We start from the raw sequence: 19448 nt of genomic DNA on the forward strand, positions 1-19448 counted from the left end.
CGGCTGTTTTTATTTACTTTTAACCCGCAAATCAACCAGATATCAAAGCTCTATATGCGGGTTAATGGGAATGGAGAGTACACGAGATAAAGAACGGGCACTGTTTTTACAGATAACGGAAGGGGATGAAGATGCCTTCCGGGAACTCTTCCGTATTTATACCCCCATACTGCGCCCGCTTATTTACAAACTGACCAAAACAGAATACTCCATCGAAGACATCCTGCAGGACGTTTTCTTTAAGATTTGGATGTCGAGGGGGCAGTTGCCGGATATCGAGAATCCCCGCTCCTGGATACTAAAAATCACCTTTCACGATTGTTTCGGGTACCTGCGTAAAAACGCAGTACGTAACCGTGCTGTTGGTACGGAAACAAGCGAAACCTATACGGAACAAACGGTGGAACTCAGGGAGATGGCCCGACTGGTAAACGAGGCCATCGAATTACTGCCTCCTCAGGCAAAAAAAGTATACCTGTTAAGCCGTACCGAAGGCCGTAAACTGGCCGATATAGCCGACGAGCTGCAACTCTCCCTTCAAACTGTAAAGAACACCCTGAGCCGTGCCCTTAAGAGCATACGAGAGTACCTGCTTAAACATGGCGTGTTCCTGCCCCTCTGCCTGATGATGTTCAGGGACCTTCCATAATTTTTTCCAGGCAGATAGGTACTAAATGATTTTCCGCGCATCTGCTGTATGTGGGGACTCCCCAACGTAATTATTCCTCATTATCAATCTGCCGGAAATTGGATAAATCAACTCATATCAGCCAACTGTTAAAACAGGTACTGGACGGCAGTGCCACGGCCGATGTTTTGGCCGAACTGCAGTTGTACCTGCGGGAGGACGAAGAAGGTGCTTATACAGCCCAAATAAACGCGGTATTAAACGACCTGCCGGACCACCTGCCTGCTGCTAACCAGGGTGAACTTAACCATGTAGTGGAGGCGGTACTGGCCGTAGAAAAACAGCCGGTAAAAGTGAAACGTATGAGGTTTTACTGGCCCGCTGCTGCCGCAGTACTACTATTAGCGGCAACAGGCACGTTCTTCCTGCTACGCCCGGCCAAACCATTAACAGAACTGGCGCAGCAAACGGTTGTGAACGACGCCTTACCCGGCAGTTCAAAAGCCACCCTTACGCTGGATGACGGTGCTGTAATAACGCTGGACAGTGCCGGGAACCAGGTATTGGTGAAAGGTGCCGTTAATATCCGCCAGCAAGGCGGTAAACTTTCATACGATGTGCAGGACGGAGCGGCTACTGTAGGTTATAACACGTTGCGCACGCCCCGTGGCGGCCAGTTCCAGTTAACGCTGCCCGACGGTACAGGCGTATGGCTGAATGCAGCATCGTCGATCCGCTTCCCTACGGTGTTTAATGGTAATGAACGTAAAGTGGAAGTAACGGGCGAAGCGTATTTCGAAGTGGCAAAAAATGCGGCTATGCCTTTTCGTGTAAAAGTGGATGAGTTGAACACGGTTGAAGTACTGGGCACCAGTTTTAATATCAATGCTTATGAAGATGAGCAAAGTATTAAAACCACGTTGGTGTTTGGTGCCGTCAGGGTATGGAACGGTCAGCAGTCGGCCATACTGAAACCGGGTGAACAGGCACAGGCAGCCAATGGTATCAGGACAACGAACAGTGTTAATGTAAACAAGGTAGTAGCCTGGAAAAACGGGGTGTTCGACTTTAGTCATGCCGAACTAAAAGAGGTGATGCGCCAGCTATCGCGCTGGTACGATATAGAGGTGGAGTACCAGGGCACTGCGCCCACGACAGAGTTCTGGGGTAAGATGGGCCGCAACCTGAGCCTGTTGCAGGTACTGAAGGGATTGGAAGGTGCAGGTGTAAAATTCAGGATAGAAAATAATGGGAAAAAACTAGTGGTGTTACCATAACAGATAAAGATAAAAACGAAGCCGCTCCGTCTGAATCACGAAGCGGCGGAAGTTTCAGGCGATCCTTTCTTAATCAACCAAAAACCGTTACAAAAGTATGTTTTTTCAAGCTTTTCGTAACCGGGATTACTATGTGCTGCCCACATGGCTTTTAGCCAGTCTGGCGCCATACTCCCGGTGTGCAACCAAAATGGTACGTGTCATGAAACTGACCTTTTTCCTGCTCCTTGCTTTTTGTTTACATGTAACAGCAAACAGTGTAGCGCAAACCATCACTTTTTCCGGCCGAAAAGTGCCGATGGAAAGGGTTTTTACTGAGATCGAAAAACAAACCGGGCATGTAGTGTTTGTAAGTGTACAGTTATTAAACCAGGCTACACCCGTTACGGTGGACGCGAAAAATGTGCCGCTGGAAAACTTCCTGTCGATGGTGCTTAAAGGCCAGCCACTCGAATTTAGTGTGGAAAAGCAAACCGTTTTTATTCGTAAAAGAGCGACGGGCAATGCAGCTCCCGTACCGGTACCGGTAGCCGTGAACGGTATTGTGGCCGACTCCTTAGGCATACCACTGGCGGGGGCGAGTATCAGAATAAAGGGTGCCGAAACATCAACAGTATCCGACAACGTAGGCCAGTTTACGATACAGGCCGAGCCTGGCGATGTGCTGGTGATTTCTTACGTAGGTTACAAAACAAAAGAAATTCGTTTTGCCGGCGAACGTACACTAATGATCGCTATGCTCCGCGAAAGTACTACCATGGCAGGAATAGCAGTAACACTCAATACCGGTTACCAAAGTATTCCGCGCGAACGTGCTACGGGTGCTTTTTCTATCATTACCAGCAAACAACTGGAGAATAAAATACGGCCCGACCTTAAAGCGGCCATGGAAGGTCAGGTAGCTGGTATGGTGTTAAAGAATGACGGTAACCTGGAGGTGCGTGGTATATCCACATTTAACGCCGAGCTGGCGCCATTGGTAATTGTAGATGGCTTTATACTCACCGGTGGACTGGAAACACTGAACGTAGAAAACATAGAAACCATTACGTTACTCAAAGATGGTGTGGCAGCATCTATTTACGGTGCACGGTCCTCTAACGGAGTAATTGTTGTTACTACCAAACAAGGACGCAAGGGCGCGTTAAACGTTGCCTATAGCGGCTCTTATGGCATCACCCAAAAACCAGACCTGGGCTATTTGCGCAGAGCCAATTCAGCGGATTATATAGATGCGGAAATGGAGATTTACCAGCAAGACCCGGTATCGGTGCAAAACGCGTATAACGTAGACCGTAATATTTCCCGTGTTAACTACCTGCTGGTAGCAAAAGATCTGGGTCTTATGCCCGCCGCAGACGTGGATGCCGAAATAGCACGAATGAAAACTTATGATGGAATAGGACAACTGCAAAAGCACCTGTTCCGCAACCAGCAAACGCAGCAACATAACCTTTCGCTTTCCGGCGGCAGTGATAAATTGCAAACCACCGCCACGGCCAAGTTTATTGGCAACAGGGGTAATATGCTTTTTACCGGCGATAACAGGCTGATACTTGATTTGCGTAACGACTGGAAACCTTCTAAGCGCATCTCCGTTAGGTTGTTATCAAATGTGAACTATAGCACCGCTAAGGCACCGGTGAGGCAGGCAGGCGAATTCCTGGAGTACCTGTCGAATAAAATATTTCATCCCTACGACCTGGTGGTAGACCCTGCCACTGGCGAGCCGCAGGAGATGTTCGCCATCAACCCGAAAAAGATGGCGCGTTATGCGAATATACCCGGTTTAAAACCGATGACTTTTAACCCGCTATTAGATCTTGCCCAGGAGATGAGCAGAACGCAGAACCTGCAGTTTCGCCTTAACGGGGGTATAAATATATTGCTGGCCCAGGGGCTGAATGTAGAGGCAGGCGGCTCGTGGACGAGGGGTAACCTGTTTAGCCGCAGCGTGTACAGTAAAGACTCGTACCGCATGCGTGTAGGCTACAACGACGGTACCTCTATCTCTAATCCTTCTAAACACTATCTGCCCGAAGGCGATATGGTTACAGAAAGCAGGAACATTAACCAGGCCTACTCCGTACGTGCCCAACTTAATTTTAACAGGGAGTTTGGTAAACATAGCGTAATTGCTATTGCCGGTACCGAAGTGTCGAGAGATACAAGGGATAATAACATCTTTCCTACGCGTTTCGGGTACAACGACCAGGCAGGCACTTTCGCTACCTTTAACTATGCCGACTACAACGCCGGTTTGTATAACGCGGATATGCTCGGTACAAGCAAGCCGCAATCGCCTGTAAATATTGGCTCCATCGTATTCCGCGATAACCGTTTTGTTTCCTGGTACGCCAATGGATCGTACGAGTATGATAACCGATTCCTGGTAAGCGGCAGTATTCGTCTGGATCAGACGAACTTTTTTGGTACCGATCCAAAGTTCCGTTACAAACCGTTATGGTCGGTAGGCGGCACTTATAAGTTATCGAATGAGCAGTTTTTTGACGTAAGCTGGTTAACCAAACTCTATGTGAGAGGATCATATGGCATTAACGGTAACATCTCCCTCGATGCAGGCCCTTTCCTGATTATTGCCCCGGGCACTTATTCCAACCTTACCGGCGATATTTCATGGAGAATAGTATCACCGCCCAACAACTCACTGCGTTGGGAAAAAACCGCCACGAATAACTTTGGTGTAGATATGACCTTCCTTTCGCGCATCAATGTATCGGCAGATTATTACCTGCGTAAAAGCAAAGAATTGTTGGCTACCAACGTGGTAGATCCCACGCTTGGTTATGCCAGTCTTATACGCAACTTAGGCCAGATCAATAATAACGGGTTGGAGATAACTATAGATGGTACTGTGATGAAGCAGGGCGATTTTAGCTGGAATGTATTGGGTACCGCCAGTTTTAACAACAATAAGGTAATTGAGTACAACGCCAGTTATCCAAGCCATTCTTCACTCACCATGCTGTCTGTAAACCGAGAAGGTTATCCAGCCAACGCTGTATTTACCTATCGTGCTGGTGGCATCGATAACAACGGTACGCCACTTTACCTGGACAAGTCGGGTAAAAAGATTAATAGCGGTGCGCTGGCGTTGGGCGATGTAGTGTACAGCGGTACCTTCCGTCCTAAAGCGGCATATAGTCTTACAAATACATTCCATTATAAAAGCTTCGACCTTTCGTTCATGCTGCTGGCTAAAACAGGTGGGGTGATGCGGAGATATGCGTATGACGGGTCGGCCATTCAACATGCAGACGTAGCAAAACGCTGGAGAAAAGCGGGTGATGAAGCTACAGTGATGTATCCTAAGCTAGTACCCTATTCCGTAGAGATGTTTTATTTTCCCTATTCAGACATTTTCATGGAAAGCGCCAACTACCTGAAGCTGCGCGACGCATCGCTCACTTATAATTTTGACCGCATCCTGCTTCGTAAAATTGGCCTAACTAATGCCAGCGTTACCTTCCAGGGCCGTAACCTGCTGCTGCTTGCCGCTAACAGCGATAAGCTCGATCCGGAAGCTTATGAGCTGAATGCCGCCGATCCGGTGAATGCGGAACTTGGGTACACCCCCTTCCGCCCGATGCCTGAATTTTACCTGGGCCTGCGTATCAATCTTTAAACTTTAACAGTAATGCTCATGCGATCAATATCCATCATCATATTTACTGCCTGTGTAACACTTACGTCCTGCAACAAATTCCTGGATGTAAAACCCAAAGGCAAACTTATTCCCACCAGCATTGCAGAATTCGATCACCTGCTCGATAATGCGGACATTGTGCAATATCCTTTCCTGAATAACAACAACGGCAGCATGTTAGGTTATATGACCGATAATGTGGAGCTGTCGGAAGGACTTGGAAAAGTGTACTACAAAGCCAATAATTCACCTAACATTGATAATTTTTACGGCTATACTTTTCGCGCGCCGTTTAGAAATCCCAATAATGTTGACTATTTCTGGGATTGGGGTACTTACCGCTCTATGAAATACTTCAACAATGTAATAGATGGCGTGAGCAAACTACGTACGGCGGATAATGCCGCGCAGGCCGATGCGGTGCTTGCACAGGCTTATGTAAACAGGGCCTGGAGTTATTTTCACACCACCCTTATATATGGGCCGGTATATAAACCGGGAGGCGCCAATACTACCAAAACCATCCCTTACCTCACCAGCAGCGATGTGGCGGCGAAAATGCCCGACCTCTCTACACAGGAAGAGGTGTTTACCAAAGTACTGGCGGAGTTGCATGCCGGCCTGGCAAACGTGCCCGAGGTGACCAATTATCCCTCTCGCCCGAATAAGGCAGCTACGCAGGCTATGCTGGCCTATTACCACCTGTTTACCGCCAAATACGACAGCGTAGCGTATTACGCCAACCTCGCCTGGACGGCAGCTTCGGCTAAAGGAGTAAACACGGTATTGTACGATTACAATACGCTTTCACTGGCCGATCCTGCCAATGAACTGGTGAGCCAGATCAGGAGCCCGGACAGTAAGATCCAACTCCCCAACAGCCGCGAAATCCTGTTCTTCCGTAGTACTGATAACGGTGTAGGGAAGGCTAATAACGGTTATCCTTCTCAGGAATTTATCGCATTATTCGACCAGGCCCGTGACCTCCGTTTTAAGTATTTTTTGCTGATGGCCAATGGGTATAAAACTACTTACAACGGAACGGTGTACGATGATGGCAAAAGACTACAATACTATCGCGGCACCACTACTTCGGGAATATCCAGGTTCCAGATGACAGCAGGTTTTACCTATCCGGAGTTATTGCTGATGAGAGCAGAGGGATATGCGCGTACGAACAAACTGACGGAAGCCATGGCGGATGTAAACCTGCTGAGACGCAACCGCTTTGTAACCGGCACCGCCGACCTGCCAACGCCCGCATCGCAGGACGAAGTGATACAGATCGTACTGGAGGAACGCCGCCGCGAATTACCGCTGGGACACATCAAACGTTTGCTCGACCTCAAGCGCTTTTGCCTGGAACCGGGTAAACCCTGGGGAAAAACAAAAGTGATGCATACTATGGGGGCAGAAACATTTGAAGCCACCATTGATCACTCACTTTTTGTACTGCCAATTTCCAACAACGTCCTGTTTTTTAATCCGCAATGGGGATTACAGCCAGACACCAGACCTTTTAACTAACAAACACCAGGACATATGTTTCAGCAACTATTTTTAGCCGCAGCCATCGCTGCGCCAGGGGCTTTATTTGCCCAATCCTTTACCATTAAAGGATATGCCGACAGTATAGACGCTCCGGCCAAAGTTTATCTATATTATGTGCAGGATGGAAAACCGGTAAGGGATTCCGCCGCAGTAGTGAAAGGTGTATATAACATCAAAGGAAAGGTAGACGAACCTGTATCAGGTTATCTTACCCTGGTCAAAGGCCCTGGTATAAAAGAAACGTATGCGGACAGGCTTACATTTTATATAGAGGGCGGCACTATCAACATAAAAAGTGGTACGGTGATGAGTGGCGCTACTGTAACAGCCGGTGCCACTAACAAAGCGCATGCAGACTTGAAACAGCGGATGGCCCTCATCAACAAAAAGAGAAAAGAGGTAAGTGCAGATGCAAACAAAGAAGCCCGCGCTGCCAAAATGGATGCGCTGGAAGCAGAACGGAAAGCCGTGCAGGCCGCCTTCATCAAATCGCACCCCAATACGATCGTTAGTATGGACGTGATTAAGGATTACGTAGGATTTATGCCTGCAGCGCATGACATCAGCCCATTATTTAACAGCCTTTCGCCTGGTGTGAAAAATAGCAAACAAGGTAAACTGTATGCCGCCAATATCGCTAAACTGCAGAAATCAGACGTAGGCGAACTGGCGCCGTTGTTTGAAAAGGCAGATACCAGTGGCGTTACGCTTAAACTGACCGACTTCCGTGGCAAGTACGTACTGATCGATTTCTGGGCATCGTGGTGTAAACCCTGCCGTGCGGAAAATCCACACCTGCGCAAAGTTTACGCAGCGTTTAAGGACAAGAACTTCGAGATACTCGGCGTGTCGCTCGATGTGGAAAGAGGCCGGTCTGCCTGGCTGAAGGCCATTGCTGACGACCAGCTTACCTGGCCGCAGGTGATTGATCTCGGCGAGGAGAAAGCATCTGACCTTTACAGTGTAATGGCTATTCCCCAGAACTTCCTCGTGGGGCCTGATGGTAAGATTATTGCAAGAAACCTTAATGGGGAAGCATTGGACCTTAAGTTAGCAGAAGTGCTGAAATAATAACCAGTGCCATATAAAAAGGGCTGTCCCTTTTACCGGAGACAGCCCTTGCTTTTACAAGAAGTAATATTTAAAACGAATAACCCGCACTTCAACCGGAGCTGCAACGGATCACCTGAAGGTGTTGCTACGCCTGGGTTATTAACCGGCGGTCGAAGCTATTGAGGGTCCTATATTAAAAACCTACAACTTCTTCACCTCACCCGAACCACTAATTTTACTCGTAACGGCCGCATTACCTTTGTAGTAAATTGAACCACTACCCGATATTCTCGCATTCAACTCATCCGAAACACCAGCGCGAATATCGCCAGAGCCGTTTACGATTGCAGTTACTTTCTTAAAGATCAGGTCCGTCATCTCCATATCGCCACTTCCGTTGATCGATATCTCACCGGCTACAGCATATCCGGAATGGATCTGGATGTTGCCGGAACCGTTGATATAGGCATCTATACGACCGGTTGCTTCCACACCGGTCAGATTGATGTTTGCATTGGCCTTTGCCTCCAGTTTAATGTTAGAGGTATTGAGTACATCGTCGCAGGTTAAATCGCTGTCGGCGGTAATAAATAATTTTTTAAATAATGGCGCGCTTACCCTGATCACTACCCGATTGTGGCGGCCAATAGAAGTTTTTTCTAAAAACTTAATACGCAACTCGCCTGCACCAACCGAGGTACGAATGACGTTGAGTACATTTTGCTGGCCCTCAATGGTGAGACTGTAATCTTGTTCCTGTGTCACTATCACACGGGCGGGAACATCTACTACTAAGTCAGTAAATGCCGATACCGTTCTTGTTTCTGTTCTGCTGGGCCCGTGTCCGTCAATTTCCTTTGTGCAGGATGTTCCCAATGTGAGAACCAAACATACCAGGGGCATCATCAATTTCAAATTCATAAGTTGTTTCTTTTTAGTTTCCGTTTATGCTAAGCCACTCCACGCAATGGCGAAGAAGTGTTGTTGTCAGCAGTTACACTCGTAAATAATGGCAGCTTTCGGGGTTAATAATTATTGGGGTTTTGTCCGGCACAAAGTTCCCCCTTTCCCGCTTAATAAATGCGGTAATGGTGATGAGATGTAGAATTCGGGTGTTCAACTGTAGCGCCTGGCTTACAGACATGTTCGGATAAACGGTGAATGGCGGCTCCGTTTACCGTACATGTTATGTTATTGGTGATCGGGGTTTAGGGGGATGAGATACATAATGAAAGTAAGGCCTTGCCGGGCTGTGTATATATGACTGTTTGGGAAGCTGTTGTATAAATAGCTACTCGTTAGTATGCGGGTGCTGGTGATGCGGGGCGGATGTACGCTGGGTGGAGCGGAGGTGCTAATTAATTTGACCCGTAATATCTACAACTCAGCTTAAAATTGATACATCCCGGTAATACGTCAAAAAAAGTTTACCTGCTGCAATGATAGTTTCGCAAAAAAATTAAAAGAAGCATGAAAAAAACATTGACGTTAATCCTGTTTGCAACATTGATGGTAACCCTGAACAGCTGCTCAAAAGACAAAGATGAAAATGGCAATTATGGTAACAACCCCAAAACAATTGTTCCGGACGATCTTGTGGGTTACTGGCTGGCGGGCTCTACTTCCATCGGAAGTTTCTGGGGCTACGATGGCAGTTACCAGGGCGCTGGTTTCGAACTGGCAGTGGGTTATATGTTGTTTAAAGATGGCAGGGCGAGGGAGTATTTTTATTACACCAATACCAACAGTGGTTGCCGTTCGCAGGTGTTGGGCTACAAAGAAGGTACGGTAGAAGTCGATCTCACCAACAACAGTTTCAAATTCTATTCGGCCGCCGGTAACTACCGTGGGTACCAGTCCTGCGGCGGTTCTGACAACGGTAAAACCAAAAAGTACGGCGCCGATGAACTGTACCCTAAAAAGCAGGTACAGTATACGGATATCGAATTTAAGAAGGAAGCCGGTAAGATCAAATCATGGCATATTTATTATGACGATGGATCATCCATGGATTTTACAAAATCGCAGGAACCGCAGAAGTAGGAATGTTTGTATCAATAAAAAAGCCGGCCTGTCAGGGGCCGGCTTTTTTATTAGTCTTTACATTTATCCCAGTCCGGTGTATACACCTCATGTATTTCAGTCAGTGCTTCCAGGTAAGCTTTTGCATCGGTCTTTTCTATGTCTGTTAGAAAAGTAAGAATGAACTTCGGGCCTGTGCTGTAAAAATAAAGTTTGCCCCGGCTGGAGTCCATCCCTGTTCTATATCTTATTGCTTTGATGCGGAGGAGTGCCTGCGCATCTTCCAGCTCCACCGGCTGTTTAAATACAGCTATCAGTTCTATCTTGTCGGGTGTCATAGGGTAATCAGATTAGGTAACGAAATGTACAAAATCTAATTCATCCCCCGATGTTATTTCCCTTTTACCTGGTAGGGGAGCGACAGGTTTTTGGATAACACGCTGTACACCTTGTAAACGCCGAGCATTGGCATTTTTCCATCTGCCAGGTGTGCGCCGCCTTCGCCGGTAGAAAGTTGCATATAAGCGCCCACAGCATCATACTTAAAATCAGTTTTAAACCGCACCCTGTAGTCGGGTACCACTACCCTGATAGATTTCCCTTCTGTAACCACCTGGAAGCCGGGAGAGTCCATGTACATGGGCATGCCCGGATTGGTTTTGGGAAGAACAACTGATTTGTCGGCAGCGTTAAATTCTTTCACCGATAAACCGCCCGGCACGCGTTTGTCCTCTACCAATACCACCCAGTGCGGATGCCATATTATTTTGTCGTTGGTATAGTCTCCATCACCGTCTTCATCCCAAAGCGGGGTGTCGTCGAAATCAGGATGGGCAGTTAGGGCAAGGGCTACAATGCCATCTGTTTTACTAAACCCAATATCTTCTGAAGATAGGGTGGTGGGGAACACATAACCATCTACAGGCGCGCCGTTCATTTGTCCCGCGGGCGAAGAAACACTGCGGCCTGCTTGTCCCTGCACATTAATTTCAAACTCTAACTGGCCCCACTTTTTGTTGTGCGTAACTGAGGCGCCTGTTATTTTGTAATCAGTTTCGTTGATGTTCGATTTTTCCTTTTTTAACTTCTGGCAGGAGTCGCAATATTCTCCTGCGAAAGCGGCGGTTGCGGGCATAAGGGCCCAGCAGATAAGTGTTAATATCCGTTTCATATGTATTAATTTGTGTGTTTATAAGTTGGTGCCGGCGCAGTTAGGCATTTGCATGCTCCTCTATAAAAGCATGTATATACCGCGTTGTCATTTCCGGATGTTGATGATGCGGTCCATGGCCGGCCCTGGGCATTACTACGACCTGGGTTGTTGGCAACTGGCGGTTAAGTTCGAACCAGTTTTCCGGTGGAAAGCACACTTCATGATCGCCGGAGATCACCAGGATGGGGATGTTCGTTTCCGTTAATTTTCTCCTCGCATCGTAAGGATCTTTTGAATAATCTTCCGCTCCCATTCCGTAATACTGCCACACTTCGGGTTTTACCTTAGGGTCACGGTCGGTACGCGCATTGATGCGCTGGTGACTGGCCCAGGCGGCCTGTTTGCTGCGTTCGGAGATAGGTTCGAAGAAGAGAATAATTTCATGTTCAAAAGTGTAATCCTCTATGTAAGCCGTTTTTAGAAAAATTTCTTCCACAGGATGCGTTACCTGTCCCGGCGGTTTAGTACCTATCAGTACGAGCTGCTGTACACGTGAAGGAAAAGAGGTGGTAGCGATTTGCGCTACCCATCCGCCCAGCGACCATCCCCCGAGCAGGAAGCGGTCGATGGACAGGTAATCTGCCAGATCAATTACATCCTGTGCAAAGGATTTCATATCACTGTTAGGCTCGCCCGTAGATGATCCCATCCCGCTATAATTAAAAATAATTACCTGGTAGTTTACGGCCAGCAGGTCGAGAAACAAAGGGTCCCAATCATCGAGGTTGCCGCGAAACCGCTGACATAATATAAAGGGAGTGCCTTCGCCCAGCGAGCGGTAAGCGATGTTTTTACCATTAGCGGTAGCAAACAGGGTGCTGACGTTTGTTGCATTAACGGTTGCGGTTACACTTTGCATGATGTATTTTTTAGAACGTTTCAGGGTGATGGCAATAAAAGGTCGATGCCCCTTTGGGGCTTGAGTTTCGTCCGTTTTACCTTACTATGCAAATGTTGAACAAAACCTTGTAAGTGGCAATGGAGAATCAGTGGCAGTGGTTGGCGAATTCAGTGTGCGTGAGTATTTTCGGCAGCGGTTGAATTATTAATGGTTGCGTGGCTTCGATACAAACAAAAATGGCTACAATCCTTTTGAGCGAAAAGGTGTGTAGCCATTTGTCAGTGATTGTAGTAATTATTTACCGATACAGAACTTTGAGAATATAAAATCCAACCTGTCCTCATTCGTCACTTCACCAGTAATCAGTCCCAAATGGTGCAAACACATCCTGATATCCAATGCCAGCAAATCGCCGGGTAGTTTATTGTCAAGTCCATTGCGCACATCCAGTAATGCACGTAACACTTCCTGGAGTGCAGCGTAATGCCGCGAGTTCGTGATTACAGTGTCTTCGGTGTTAATGTTGCCGCTCATTACTTTGTCTACCAGTGTATTTTTAAGCTGGTCGATATCGTTGTGGTTGCGGGCAGATATGAAAAGGATGTTGGGGATGGCGGCAAACTTTGCAGTGGCGCCAGGTGTGATATCTGTTTTGTTGCCTACGAGTAAGTAGTTGATATTTTCGGCTTCAAATGCAGTGACCTGGTTTTGAATGTCGGCTGCACTGTACTCGTTTACATCAAACAGGTAGATCACTAATCCGGCTTCACGCATTTTCTCGAGCGACTTCTGTACGCCAATGCTTTCAATGGCGTCTACACTTTCGCGGATGCCTGCCGTGTCGATAAGGCGGAACAAAACGCCTTTTATGTTTAATACTTCTTCAATGGTATCGCGCGTAGTGCCGGCTATATCGCTTACGATGGCACGGTTCTCGTTCAAAAGGGTATTTAACAGCGTGGATTTACCTGCATTGGGTTTGCCGATAATTGCCGTGTTTACACCATTCTTGATCACGTTACCCATGCTGAAAGAATCGATGAGGTGTTTAACGGTGACGGTCGCTGATGTGACCAGGTCGAAAAATTGCGTGCGGTCGGCAAATTCTACGTCCTCCTGGCTGAAGTCCAGTTCCAGCTCTATAAGGGCGGAGAAGCGGATCAGGTGTTCGCGTAATGCTTTTAACTCCTTCGAAAAACCACCGCGCATTTGTTGCATAGCTGTTTGGTGCGATGCGGCGGTATTGCTGGCAATAAGGTCGGCTACTGATTCGGCCTGGGTAAGATCGAGTTTGCCATTGAGGAAGGCGCGCTGTGTAAATTCACCCGGCTGCGCCATACGCGCACCGGATTGTATACAGGCGTCTATAATCTGCTGTTGTATATATGGAGAGCCGTGACAGGATATTTCTGTAACGTCTTCACCGGTATAAGAACGTGGGTTCTTAAAAATGCTCACCACTACTTCATCTATCGCTTTACCTGTTTCCGGATGCAATAGTACACCAAAGTGCAACGTATGCCCCGGCACGGTTGTAAGATCTTTCGCCGGGAATAGTTTATCTGTAATTGTAATCGCCTCCACCCCGCTTAACCTTATTACCGCGATAGCGCCTATTCCCGGTGCTGTTGCTACTGCAACTATTGTGTCATGATGCCCTGGCAGTTTACCAATCATAATATTCTTAATGAAGAAACGAAATTACTATAATAACTGTAATGACAGCGCATGGGTTGTAAGCTCTATAAGGTCTATAGATTAAGCAAATAATAAATCAGTATTTTTTTTAATCAATGTGACACAAAAGATGTAAATGTTACCGGATACTAAAATTTTTGTTAAGAATTGACCGATTTAATCCAAAAATTTACGATTTTTGTCTTGATGGTGAAAAATTACAACAAAAGTTTAACGCAGCCGTCTTGTCTCTGTTGAGGCAATTGTATATGAGAAAGTTTGTGAGACGTATCGTTTATGAGAAGTTAGAACGTGAGTAATTAAAAGTGAGCAATAAGCAGCTGTCGTTATTTATTAATAGAATAACCGCATTGTTTCCTTTTCTAAACCAGAATTTAAATCGTATTACAGCAATTAAGAGATTGAGGGAAAAAAGTTTATGAGAGCAAGCAAGCTTATTTAACAGTAAGTAAACGTTGTCTGTACATGTACAGCAAACCGTCCCTTTTTACAAGTTTTATTTATGCGTAATGTTACAGTGACCGTCACTGTAAAGGCACTTCTATAAGCGAGTCTTCATCTATACCAGCTTCTATACTTTGTTTATAGGGTTTCCTACTATCTATATTAAATCTAAATCAAAATCTACATGAGGCAAAAATTGCTTGGTTTTTTCTTAATGACGGTGCTACAGGTTACAGTGGCATTCGCGCAGGACAAGAAGGTAACTGGTAGAGTTACCGACGCCAATGATGGAAGTGCTATCCCAGGCACCTCTGTAATTATTAAAGGAACTAATTCCGGCACCCAAACTGATGGTAATGGTAACTTTTCCCTTACGGTTCCACAAGGAAAGGAATTGCTGATACGTTCTATTGGTTTCGCCGAGAAAACGATTACAGTAGGCGCTTCCAATGTTATTAACATCATACTTACCGCTGAATCAGGCGACCTTAACGAGGTGGTGGTTGTAGCATTTGGTAAGGCTAAGAAAGAGTCACTTACCGGTTCTGTATCGGCCATTACTGCCAAAGATATTGAGAAGCGTCCTGTTACTAACGCCATGAGCGTACTGGAAGGTGCTGCTGCTGGTGTACAGGTAAACAACACGACCGGTCAGCCTGGTTCATCGCCTTCTATACGTATCCGTGGTTTTACGACTGTTAGCGGCGATGCCAATAACGCGCCGCTGTACGTAATTGATGGTGTTCCTTTTGCAGGCAACGTTGCCGACATCAACCCTAACGATATCGAATCTATTTCTGTGCTGAAAGATGCGGCTTCTTCTGCATTGTACGGTGCAAGGGCTTCTAACGGTGTTGTTATTATGACCACCAAAAGGGCCAAAGGTGCAGATGGTTCTATGAACCTGGTAATTAACCAGGGTGTTTATGGCCGTGGTATTAAGGAGTACGAAACTCTTAACCCCAACCAGTACATGGAAACCATGTGGAAAGGTTACAGGAACAACCTGCGGTCTACCAACCCAACAGTGTATCCTACAGATGCTGCTGCAGGTGCTAAAGCTACTGCCAGCCTTATTTCTGACTACTTATACCTGAATATTTACGATCAGCCGGACGGCGCGCTGTTCGATGCGAATGGTAAACTGGTGGCCAATGCTAAGATCCGCGACGGTTACAGGGGTGACCTCGACTGGTTTGATGGTATGGAAAGAACTGGTTACCGCCAGGATTATACCCTTAGCGGTAGTGCCCGTAGCAAAAAGAGCAACCTGTACTACTCGCTGGGTTACCTCGATGAGAAGGGTTATGTAAAAACTACCGACTTCCAGCGTGTAACAGGTAGGATTAATGCCGATATACAAGCGAAGGAATGGATGAAATACGGTTTCAACATCGCCGGTTCTCACCAGAAATCAAACGGTGCTCCTGGTACTACCGGTAGTTCAGGATCTATCGTAAACCCGTTTTATTTCGCAAGAAATATAGCGCCTATCTATCCTATATACCTGCATGACGAAGCCACTGGCGGCTTTGCACTAGATGCGGATGGAAACAAACAGTTTGATGACGGTACCAGCTCGCGTAACCAGTTGATCGGCCGCCACACTATCTGGGAAAATGAACTGAACCAGGACAGAACGATCAGGAACACCCTGCAGGGTCAGGTTTTCATTGATGTTAAATTCCTGAAGGATTTCACTTTAACCCTTAAAGGCGACATGAACGTTCGTAACAACGATAACAATACATACAGCAACGCGATTATTGGCGATGGTTCCGGTAACAACGGCCGCGCATCTTCAGAGAACTACCGTTATAAAAATTACACTGCACAGCAATTGCTGAACTGGGGCAAATCGTTTGGCCAGCATAATGTAGATGTATTAGTAGCGCACGAGAATTATTATGATAGCTATAACTACCTGTATGGTTATAAAACTAACCAGACTTTTGCAGGTCAGCCCGATTTCTCGAACTTCACCCAGATTACTAACCTTGATGGTTACAGGGTAGATTACAGAACGGAAGGCTATCTTGCCCGCGCCCGTTACAATTTCAATGAAAAGTACTACCTCGATGGTTCTTACAGGAGAGATGGAACGTCTAAATTCTTTGAAGATTCTCGTTGGGGTAACTTCTGGTCTTTAGGTGGTAGCTGGTTACTGTCAAAAGAAAACTTCTTCCTGCCGCTTACTAACGTAGTAGATTACGCTAAACTGCGTGCTTCTTACGGTGAAGTTGGTAACGATGCCGGTGCTGATACGTATGCCTGGATGGCTTTGTACACCCTGGAGCAGAACGGTAACTCTGCAGCGCTCTATAAAATACAGAATGAAGCGAAGAACCTCCAGTGGGAAACTTCCTCTTCTATTACAGCTGCCCTCGAAACCCGTATTTACGACAGGGCTAACATCGTTGTAGAATACTTCGATAAACGTTCTCAGAACCTGTTGTTCGACGTAAACCTGCCACTTTCTGCAGGCGGTACTTCTTCTGGTACAGCTGAATCGGTACAAACGGCTAATATCGGTTCTATCTCTAACAAAGGTATCGAGGTTACTTTTGATGTGGATATCGTTAAAACCAAAAACTGGAGATGGAACGTTGGTGCTAACGCAACCTGGATGAAAAATGAAGTGGTAAAACTGCCTAAAGAAAATGCCGAAAACGGTATTATCACTGGTAACTACAAACTGCTGAAAGGTCACGGTATCTATGACTTCTGGACATACCAGTTCGCTGGTGTTGATCAGATGACAGGTAAATCACTGTACCTGGCCGATGATGTTGCATTTGATCCTAAAAACACCGGTGGCGCCTGGTTTCCATACCTGGTAACGATCGGCGATAAAAACTATACCACTAATAATACGTACGCTAAACGCGACTGGAGCGGTAGTGCTATTCCTGATGTGTATGGTAGCTTTTCTACCGGTTTATCTTACAAAAGCTTTACCCTCTCCGGTATCTTTACTTACTCTATCGGCGGTAAAACTTACGATGACTCTTACCTGAGCCTGATGAGCATGTCTGGTTCTGTTAGCAACCTGCATAAAGATCTGCTGAAAGCATGGGACGGTATTCCTGAAGGTATGACTGAAACTTCGGCCAACCGCATCGATCCTGATGGTATTCCTGTGGTAGATTTCTCTAAGAGCATACTGAATAACGGTATGTCTACCCGCTTCCTGCAGAACGGTTCTTACTTCGTGGTAAAAAACATTGCACTAAGCTATAGCGTACCCTCATCACTGCTCAAAAGGATCGATCTGAGCTCTGTACGTATCAACGCAGGCATTGAAAACCTGGCCACCTTCACCAAACTGCAGGGTATGAACCCACAGCAGTCCTGGAACGGTAGAAGCGTAAACGCTTTCGTAACGCCACGCGTAATGTCTGTAGGTGTAAACATTGGTTTATAACAAAAAAACTAAAGAGAAGATGAATAGGATACTAAGTATAGGTTTACTGTCTGTTTCCCTGCTGGCCGCTTCGTGCAAGAAGGATTACCTGGACACTACACCAACAAACTCTACCAGTACTGCCACTGTATTTGCTAATACTGAAAATGCAAAAGGTGCGGTTAACGGACTGGCAAAAATGATGACCCAGCAATACCTGAGCTCACAAGGCTTTAACGGTGAGGGTACGATTAAGATGTACTACGGCAACTACCCCGGTAACCACTTTTTCGTAAACCTTTCTGGTTGGGCTGCGATCATTAACTCTACTTATAACGAAAACGTATCCAGCATTTACCTGTACTACCCATGGTATTATTATTATAAGATCATCGGTAACGCAAACGCTATCATCGCTAACATTGACGGTGCTACTGGTCCGGAAAAGGATAAACAATTCATTAAAGCGCAGGCTTACACTTACAGGGCCTACAGCTACATGATGCTGGCGCAACTGTACGGCAACAGGTGGTCTGATACCAACAGTGGTGCTACCAAAGGCCTGGTGTTAAGGGTCGATCTTTCTACCGGTGATTTGCCTCAATCTACCATGCTTGAAACTTATGAGCTGATTTATGACGACCTTGACAAGGCGATCGAGTTGTACACAACTTCTGGCAACGCAAGGACTAAAAACTACGAAGTGGACGCAAACGTAGCGTACGCCATCTACGCCCGTGCAGCACTCAACAGGCAGGATTATCCTACCGCAGAGTCTTATGCTGTAAAAGCAAGGACAGGTTACGCACTAATGACTAACACCGAGTATAAAGCTGGTTTTTCCACACCTAACCAGGAATGGATCTGGGGTAGCTACGGTGCCTCTGATGAAACACTGTACTTCTACTCTTACCAGTCTTACATCGCTTACAACTCAAGTGCGTCGGCTGTAAGAACTACGCCTAAATGTATCAGCCGGGAACTGTATAACAAAATTCCTGCAACGGATATCCGTAAAGGTATGTTCCTTGACCCTACCGGCTACACGTATACTACTGCTACCGGTGCGGCAGGCGCGGCGTTAAAAACAAGGGCATTTGCTTTGTATCCTGATATTTACAGCACTTCTTCTGCATTCGCTTATATGCAGTTTAAAGTGAAAGCAAACGATCTGCCTGGTGTGGGTAACCTTAACCACTTCCGTTCTGCGGAGATGTACCTGATCGAAGCAGAAGCCAAGTATTTCCAGACTAAACCAGCAGCTGAAGTTCAGGCGGTATTGAACGCACTCACGGCCACTTCAGGTCGCGATGCCAGCTACAACTGCGTGGCAACTGGTACGGCGCTGCTCGATGAGATCAAAACTTACCGCGCCATTGAACTGTGGGGCGAAGGTTTTGACTGGTTCGATCTGAAACGCTGGGGCGATCCTGTTGTAAGGCATGATTATGCTGGTGGTGGTAACTTCCTGTCTGTACTGGCACTTACCATTACTCCGGAAGCCAACAACAAATGGACCTGGAAAATTCCGTTGAAAGAATCTGATTACAACGGAGCTTTAGAATAGTATACTAATTTGATTTAATATAGTAATCTCCTGGGTCTTTTGGCCCGGGGGATTTTTTTTTGCCCCATGTTGTAAATACTGTTG

The 19448-nt window shown here is 46.5% G+C and carries 13 protein-coding genes; 8 read left to right on the forward strand and 5 right to left on the reverse strand.

Features of this window, described 5'->3' with window-relative positions; all coding sequences use genetic code 11:
- Positions 1–70: 70 nt before the first annotated feature.
- The 5 genes from QZT80_RS08510 to QZT80_RS08530 all read left to right on the forward strand — a co-directional run bounded on the left by QZT80_RS08510 (position 71) and on the right by QZT80_RS08530 (position 8194).
- Positions 71–649, forward strand: a complete 579-nt coding sequence (locus QZT80_RS08510) for a sigma-70 family RNA polymerase sigma factor (RefSeq protein WP_295120480.1) — start codon at positions 71–73, stop codon at positions 647–649.
- 98 nt (positions 650–747) lie between these two features.
- Entirely contained in the window at positions 748–1905 is a 1158-nt protein-coding gene (locus QZT80_RS08515; RefSeq protein WP_295120483.1) for a FecR family protein, read from the forward strand.
- 202 nt (positions 1906–2107) lie between these two features.
- A complete protein-coding gene (locus QZT80_RS08520) occupies positions 2108–5551 on the forward strand; it encodes a SusC/RagA family TonB-linked outer membrane protein (RefSeq protein ID WP_295120485.1) in 3444 nt (1147 codons plus the stop codon).
- 18 nt (positions 5552–5569) lie between these two features.
- Positions 5570–7099, forward strand: coding sequence for a RagB/SusD family nutrient uptake outer membrane protein (locus QZT80_RS08525; RefSeq protein ID WP_295120488.1), 1530 nt, complete (start codon positions 5570–5572; stop codon positions 7097–7099).
- Between the two features lie 15 nt (positions 7100–7114).
- A complete protein-coding gene (locus QZT80_RS08530; RefSeq protein WP_295120491.1) occupies positions 7115–8194 on the forward strand; it encodes a TlpA disulfide reductase family protein in 1080 nt (359 codons plus the stop codon).
- Between the two features lie 183 nt (positions 8195–8377).
- On the opposite strand, the gene QZT80_RS08535 is transcribed toward QZT80_RS08530, so the two are convergent.
- On the reverse strand, positions 8378–9097 hold the full coding sequence (locus QZT80_RS08535; RefSeq protein ID WP_295120495.1) for a head GIN domain-containing protein: 720 nt from the start codon (positions 9095–9097) through the stop codon (positions 8378–8380).
- 549 nt (positions 9098–9646) lie between these two features.
- On the opposite strand from QZT80_RS08535, the gene QZT80_RS08540 reads away from it, so the two are divergent.
- On the forward strand, positions 9647–10219 hold the full coding sequence (locus tag QZT80_RS08540) for a hypothetical protein (RefSeq protein WP_295120498.1): 573 nt from the start codon (positions 9647–9649) through the stop codon (positions 10217–10219).
- A 50-nt stretch (positions 10220–10269) separates the two neighbouring features.
- Here QZT80_RS08540 and QZT80_RS08545 read toward each other — a convergent pair whose 3' ends face one another.
- From QZT80_RS08545 to mnmE, 4 genes are all read right to left on the reverse strand, one after another.
- A complete protein-coding gene (locus QZT80_RS08545; RefSeq protein ID WP_295120501.1) occupies positions 10270–10536 on the reverse strand; it encodes a hypothetical protein in 267 nt (88 codons plus the stop codon).
- Between the two features lie 53 nt (positions 10537–10589).
- Positions 10590–11369: a hypothetical protein gene (locus QZT80_RS08550; RefSeq protein WP_295120504.1), complete on the reverse strand. Its 780-nt coding sequence runs from the start codon at positions 11367–11369 to the stop codon at positions 10590–10592.
- Positions 11370–11409: 40 nt separating this feature from the next.
- Positions 11410–12270, reverse strand: a complete 861-nt coding sequence (locus tag QZT80_RS08555) for an alpha/beta hydrolase (protein WP_295120506.1) — start codon at positions 12268–12270, stop codon at positions 11410–11412.
- Positions 12271–12546: 276 nt separating this feature from the next.
- Positions 12547–13929, reverse strand: a complete 1383-nt coding sequence (mnmE, locus tag QZT80_RS08560; RefSeq protein ID WP_295120509.1) for a tRNA uridine-5-carboxymethylaminomethyl(34) synthesis GTPase MnmE — start codon at positions 13927–13929, stop codon at positions 12547–12549.
- A gap of 649 nt (positions 13930–14578) precedes the next feature.
- On the opposite strand from mnmE, the gene QZT80_RS08565 reads away from it, so the two are divergent.
- Entirely contained in the window at positions 14579–17818 is a 3240-nt protein-coding gene (locus QZT80_RS08565) for a SusC/RagA family TonB-linked outer membrane protein (protein ID WP_295120512.1), read from the forward strand.
- Between the two features lie 19 nt (positions 17819–17837).
- Entirely contained in the window at positions 17838–19364 is a 1527-nt protein-coding gene (locus QZT80_RS08570; RefSeq protein WP_295120515.1) for a RagB/SusD family nutrient uptake outer membrane protein, read from the forward strand.
- Positions 19365–19448 lie beyond the last annotated feature (84 nt).

The organism is uncultured Chitinophaga sp., from assembly GCF_902168175.1.
Classification (GTDB): Bacteria; Bacteroidota; Bacteroidia; order Chitinophagales; family Chitinophagaceae; genus Chitinophaga.

Bases quoted from the DNA above. Each gene is read 5' to 3' on its own strand.
- QZT80_RS08510 (WP_295120480.1), top strand. From the start codon at position 71: ATGGAGAGTACACGAGATAAAGAACGGGCACTGTTTTTACAGATAACG.
- QZT80_RS08520 (WP_295120485.1), top strand. From the start codon at position 2,108: ATGAAACTGACCTTTTTCCTGCTCCTTGCTTTTTGTTTACATGTAACA.
- QZT80_RS08525 (WP_295120488.1), top strand. From the start codon at position 5,570: ATGCGATCAATATCCATCATCATATTTACTGCCTGTGTAACACTTACG.
- QZT80_RS08530 (WP_295120491.1), top strand. From the start codon at position 7,115: ATGTTTCAGCAACTATTTTTAGCCGCAGCCATCGCTGCGCCAGGGGCT.
- QZT80_RS08535 (WP_295120495.1), bottom strand. From the start codon at position 9,097: ATGAATTTGAAATTGATGATGCCCCTGGTATGTTTGGTTCTCACATTG.
- QZT80_RS08540 (WP_295120498.1), top strand. From the start codon at position 9,647: ATGAAAAAAACATTGACGTTAATCCTGTTTGCAACATTGATGGTAACC.
- QZT80_RS08545 (WP_295120501.1), bottom strand. From the start codon at position 10,536: ATGACACCCGACAAGATAGAACTGATAGCTGTATTTAAACAGCCGGTG.
- QZT80_RS08550 (WP_295120504.1), bottom strand. From the start codon at position 11,369: ATGAAACGGATATTAACACTTATCTGCTGGGCCCTTATGCCCGCAACC.
- QZT80_RS08555 (WP_295120506.1), bottom strand. From the start codon at position 12,270: ATGCAAAGTGTAACCGCAACCGTTAATGCAACAAACGTCAGCACCCTG.
- mnmE (WP_295120509.1), bottom strand. From the start codon at position 13,929: ATGATTGGTAAACTGCCAGGGCATCATGACACAATAGTTGCAGTAGCA.
- QZT80_RS08565 (WP_295120512.1), top strand. From the start codon at position 14,579: ATGAGGCAAAAATTGCTTGGTTTTTTCTTAATGACGGTGCTACAGGTT.
- QZT80_RS08570 (WP_295120515.1), top strand. From the start codon at position 17,838: ATGAATAGGATACTAAGTATAGGTTTACTGTCTGTTTCCCTGCTGGCC.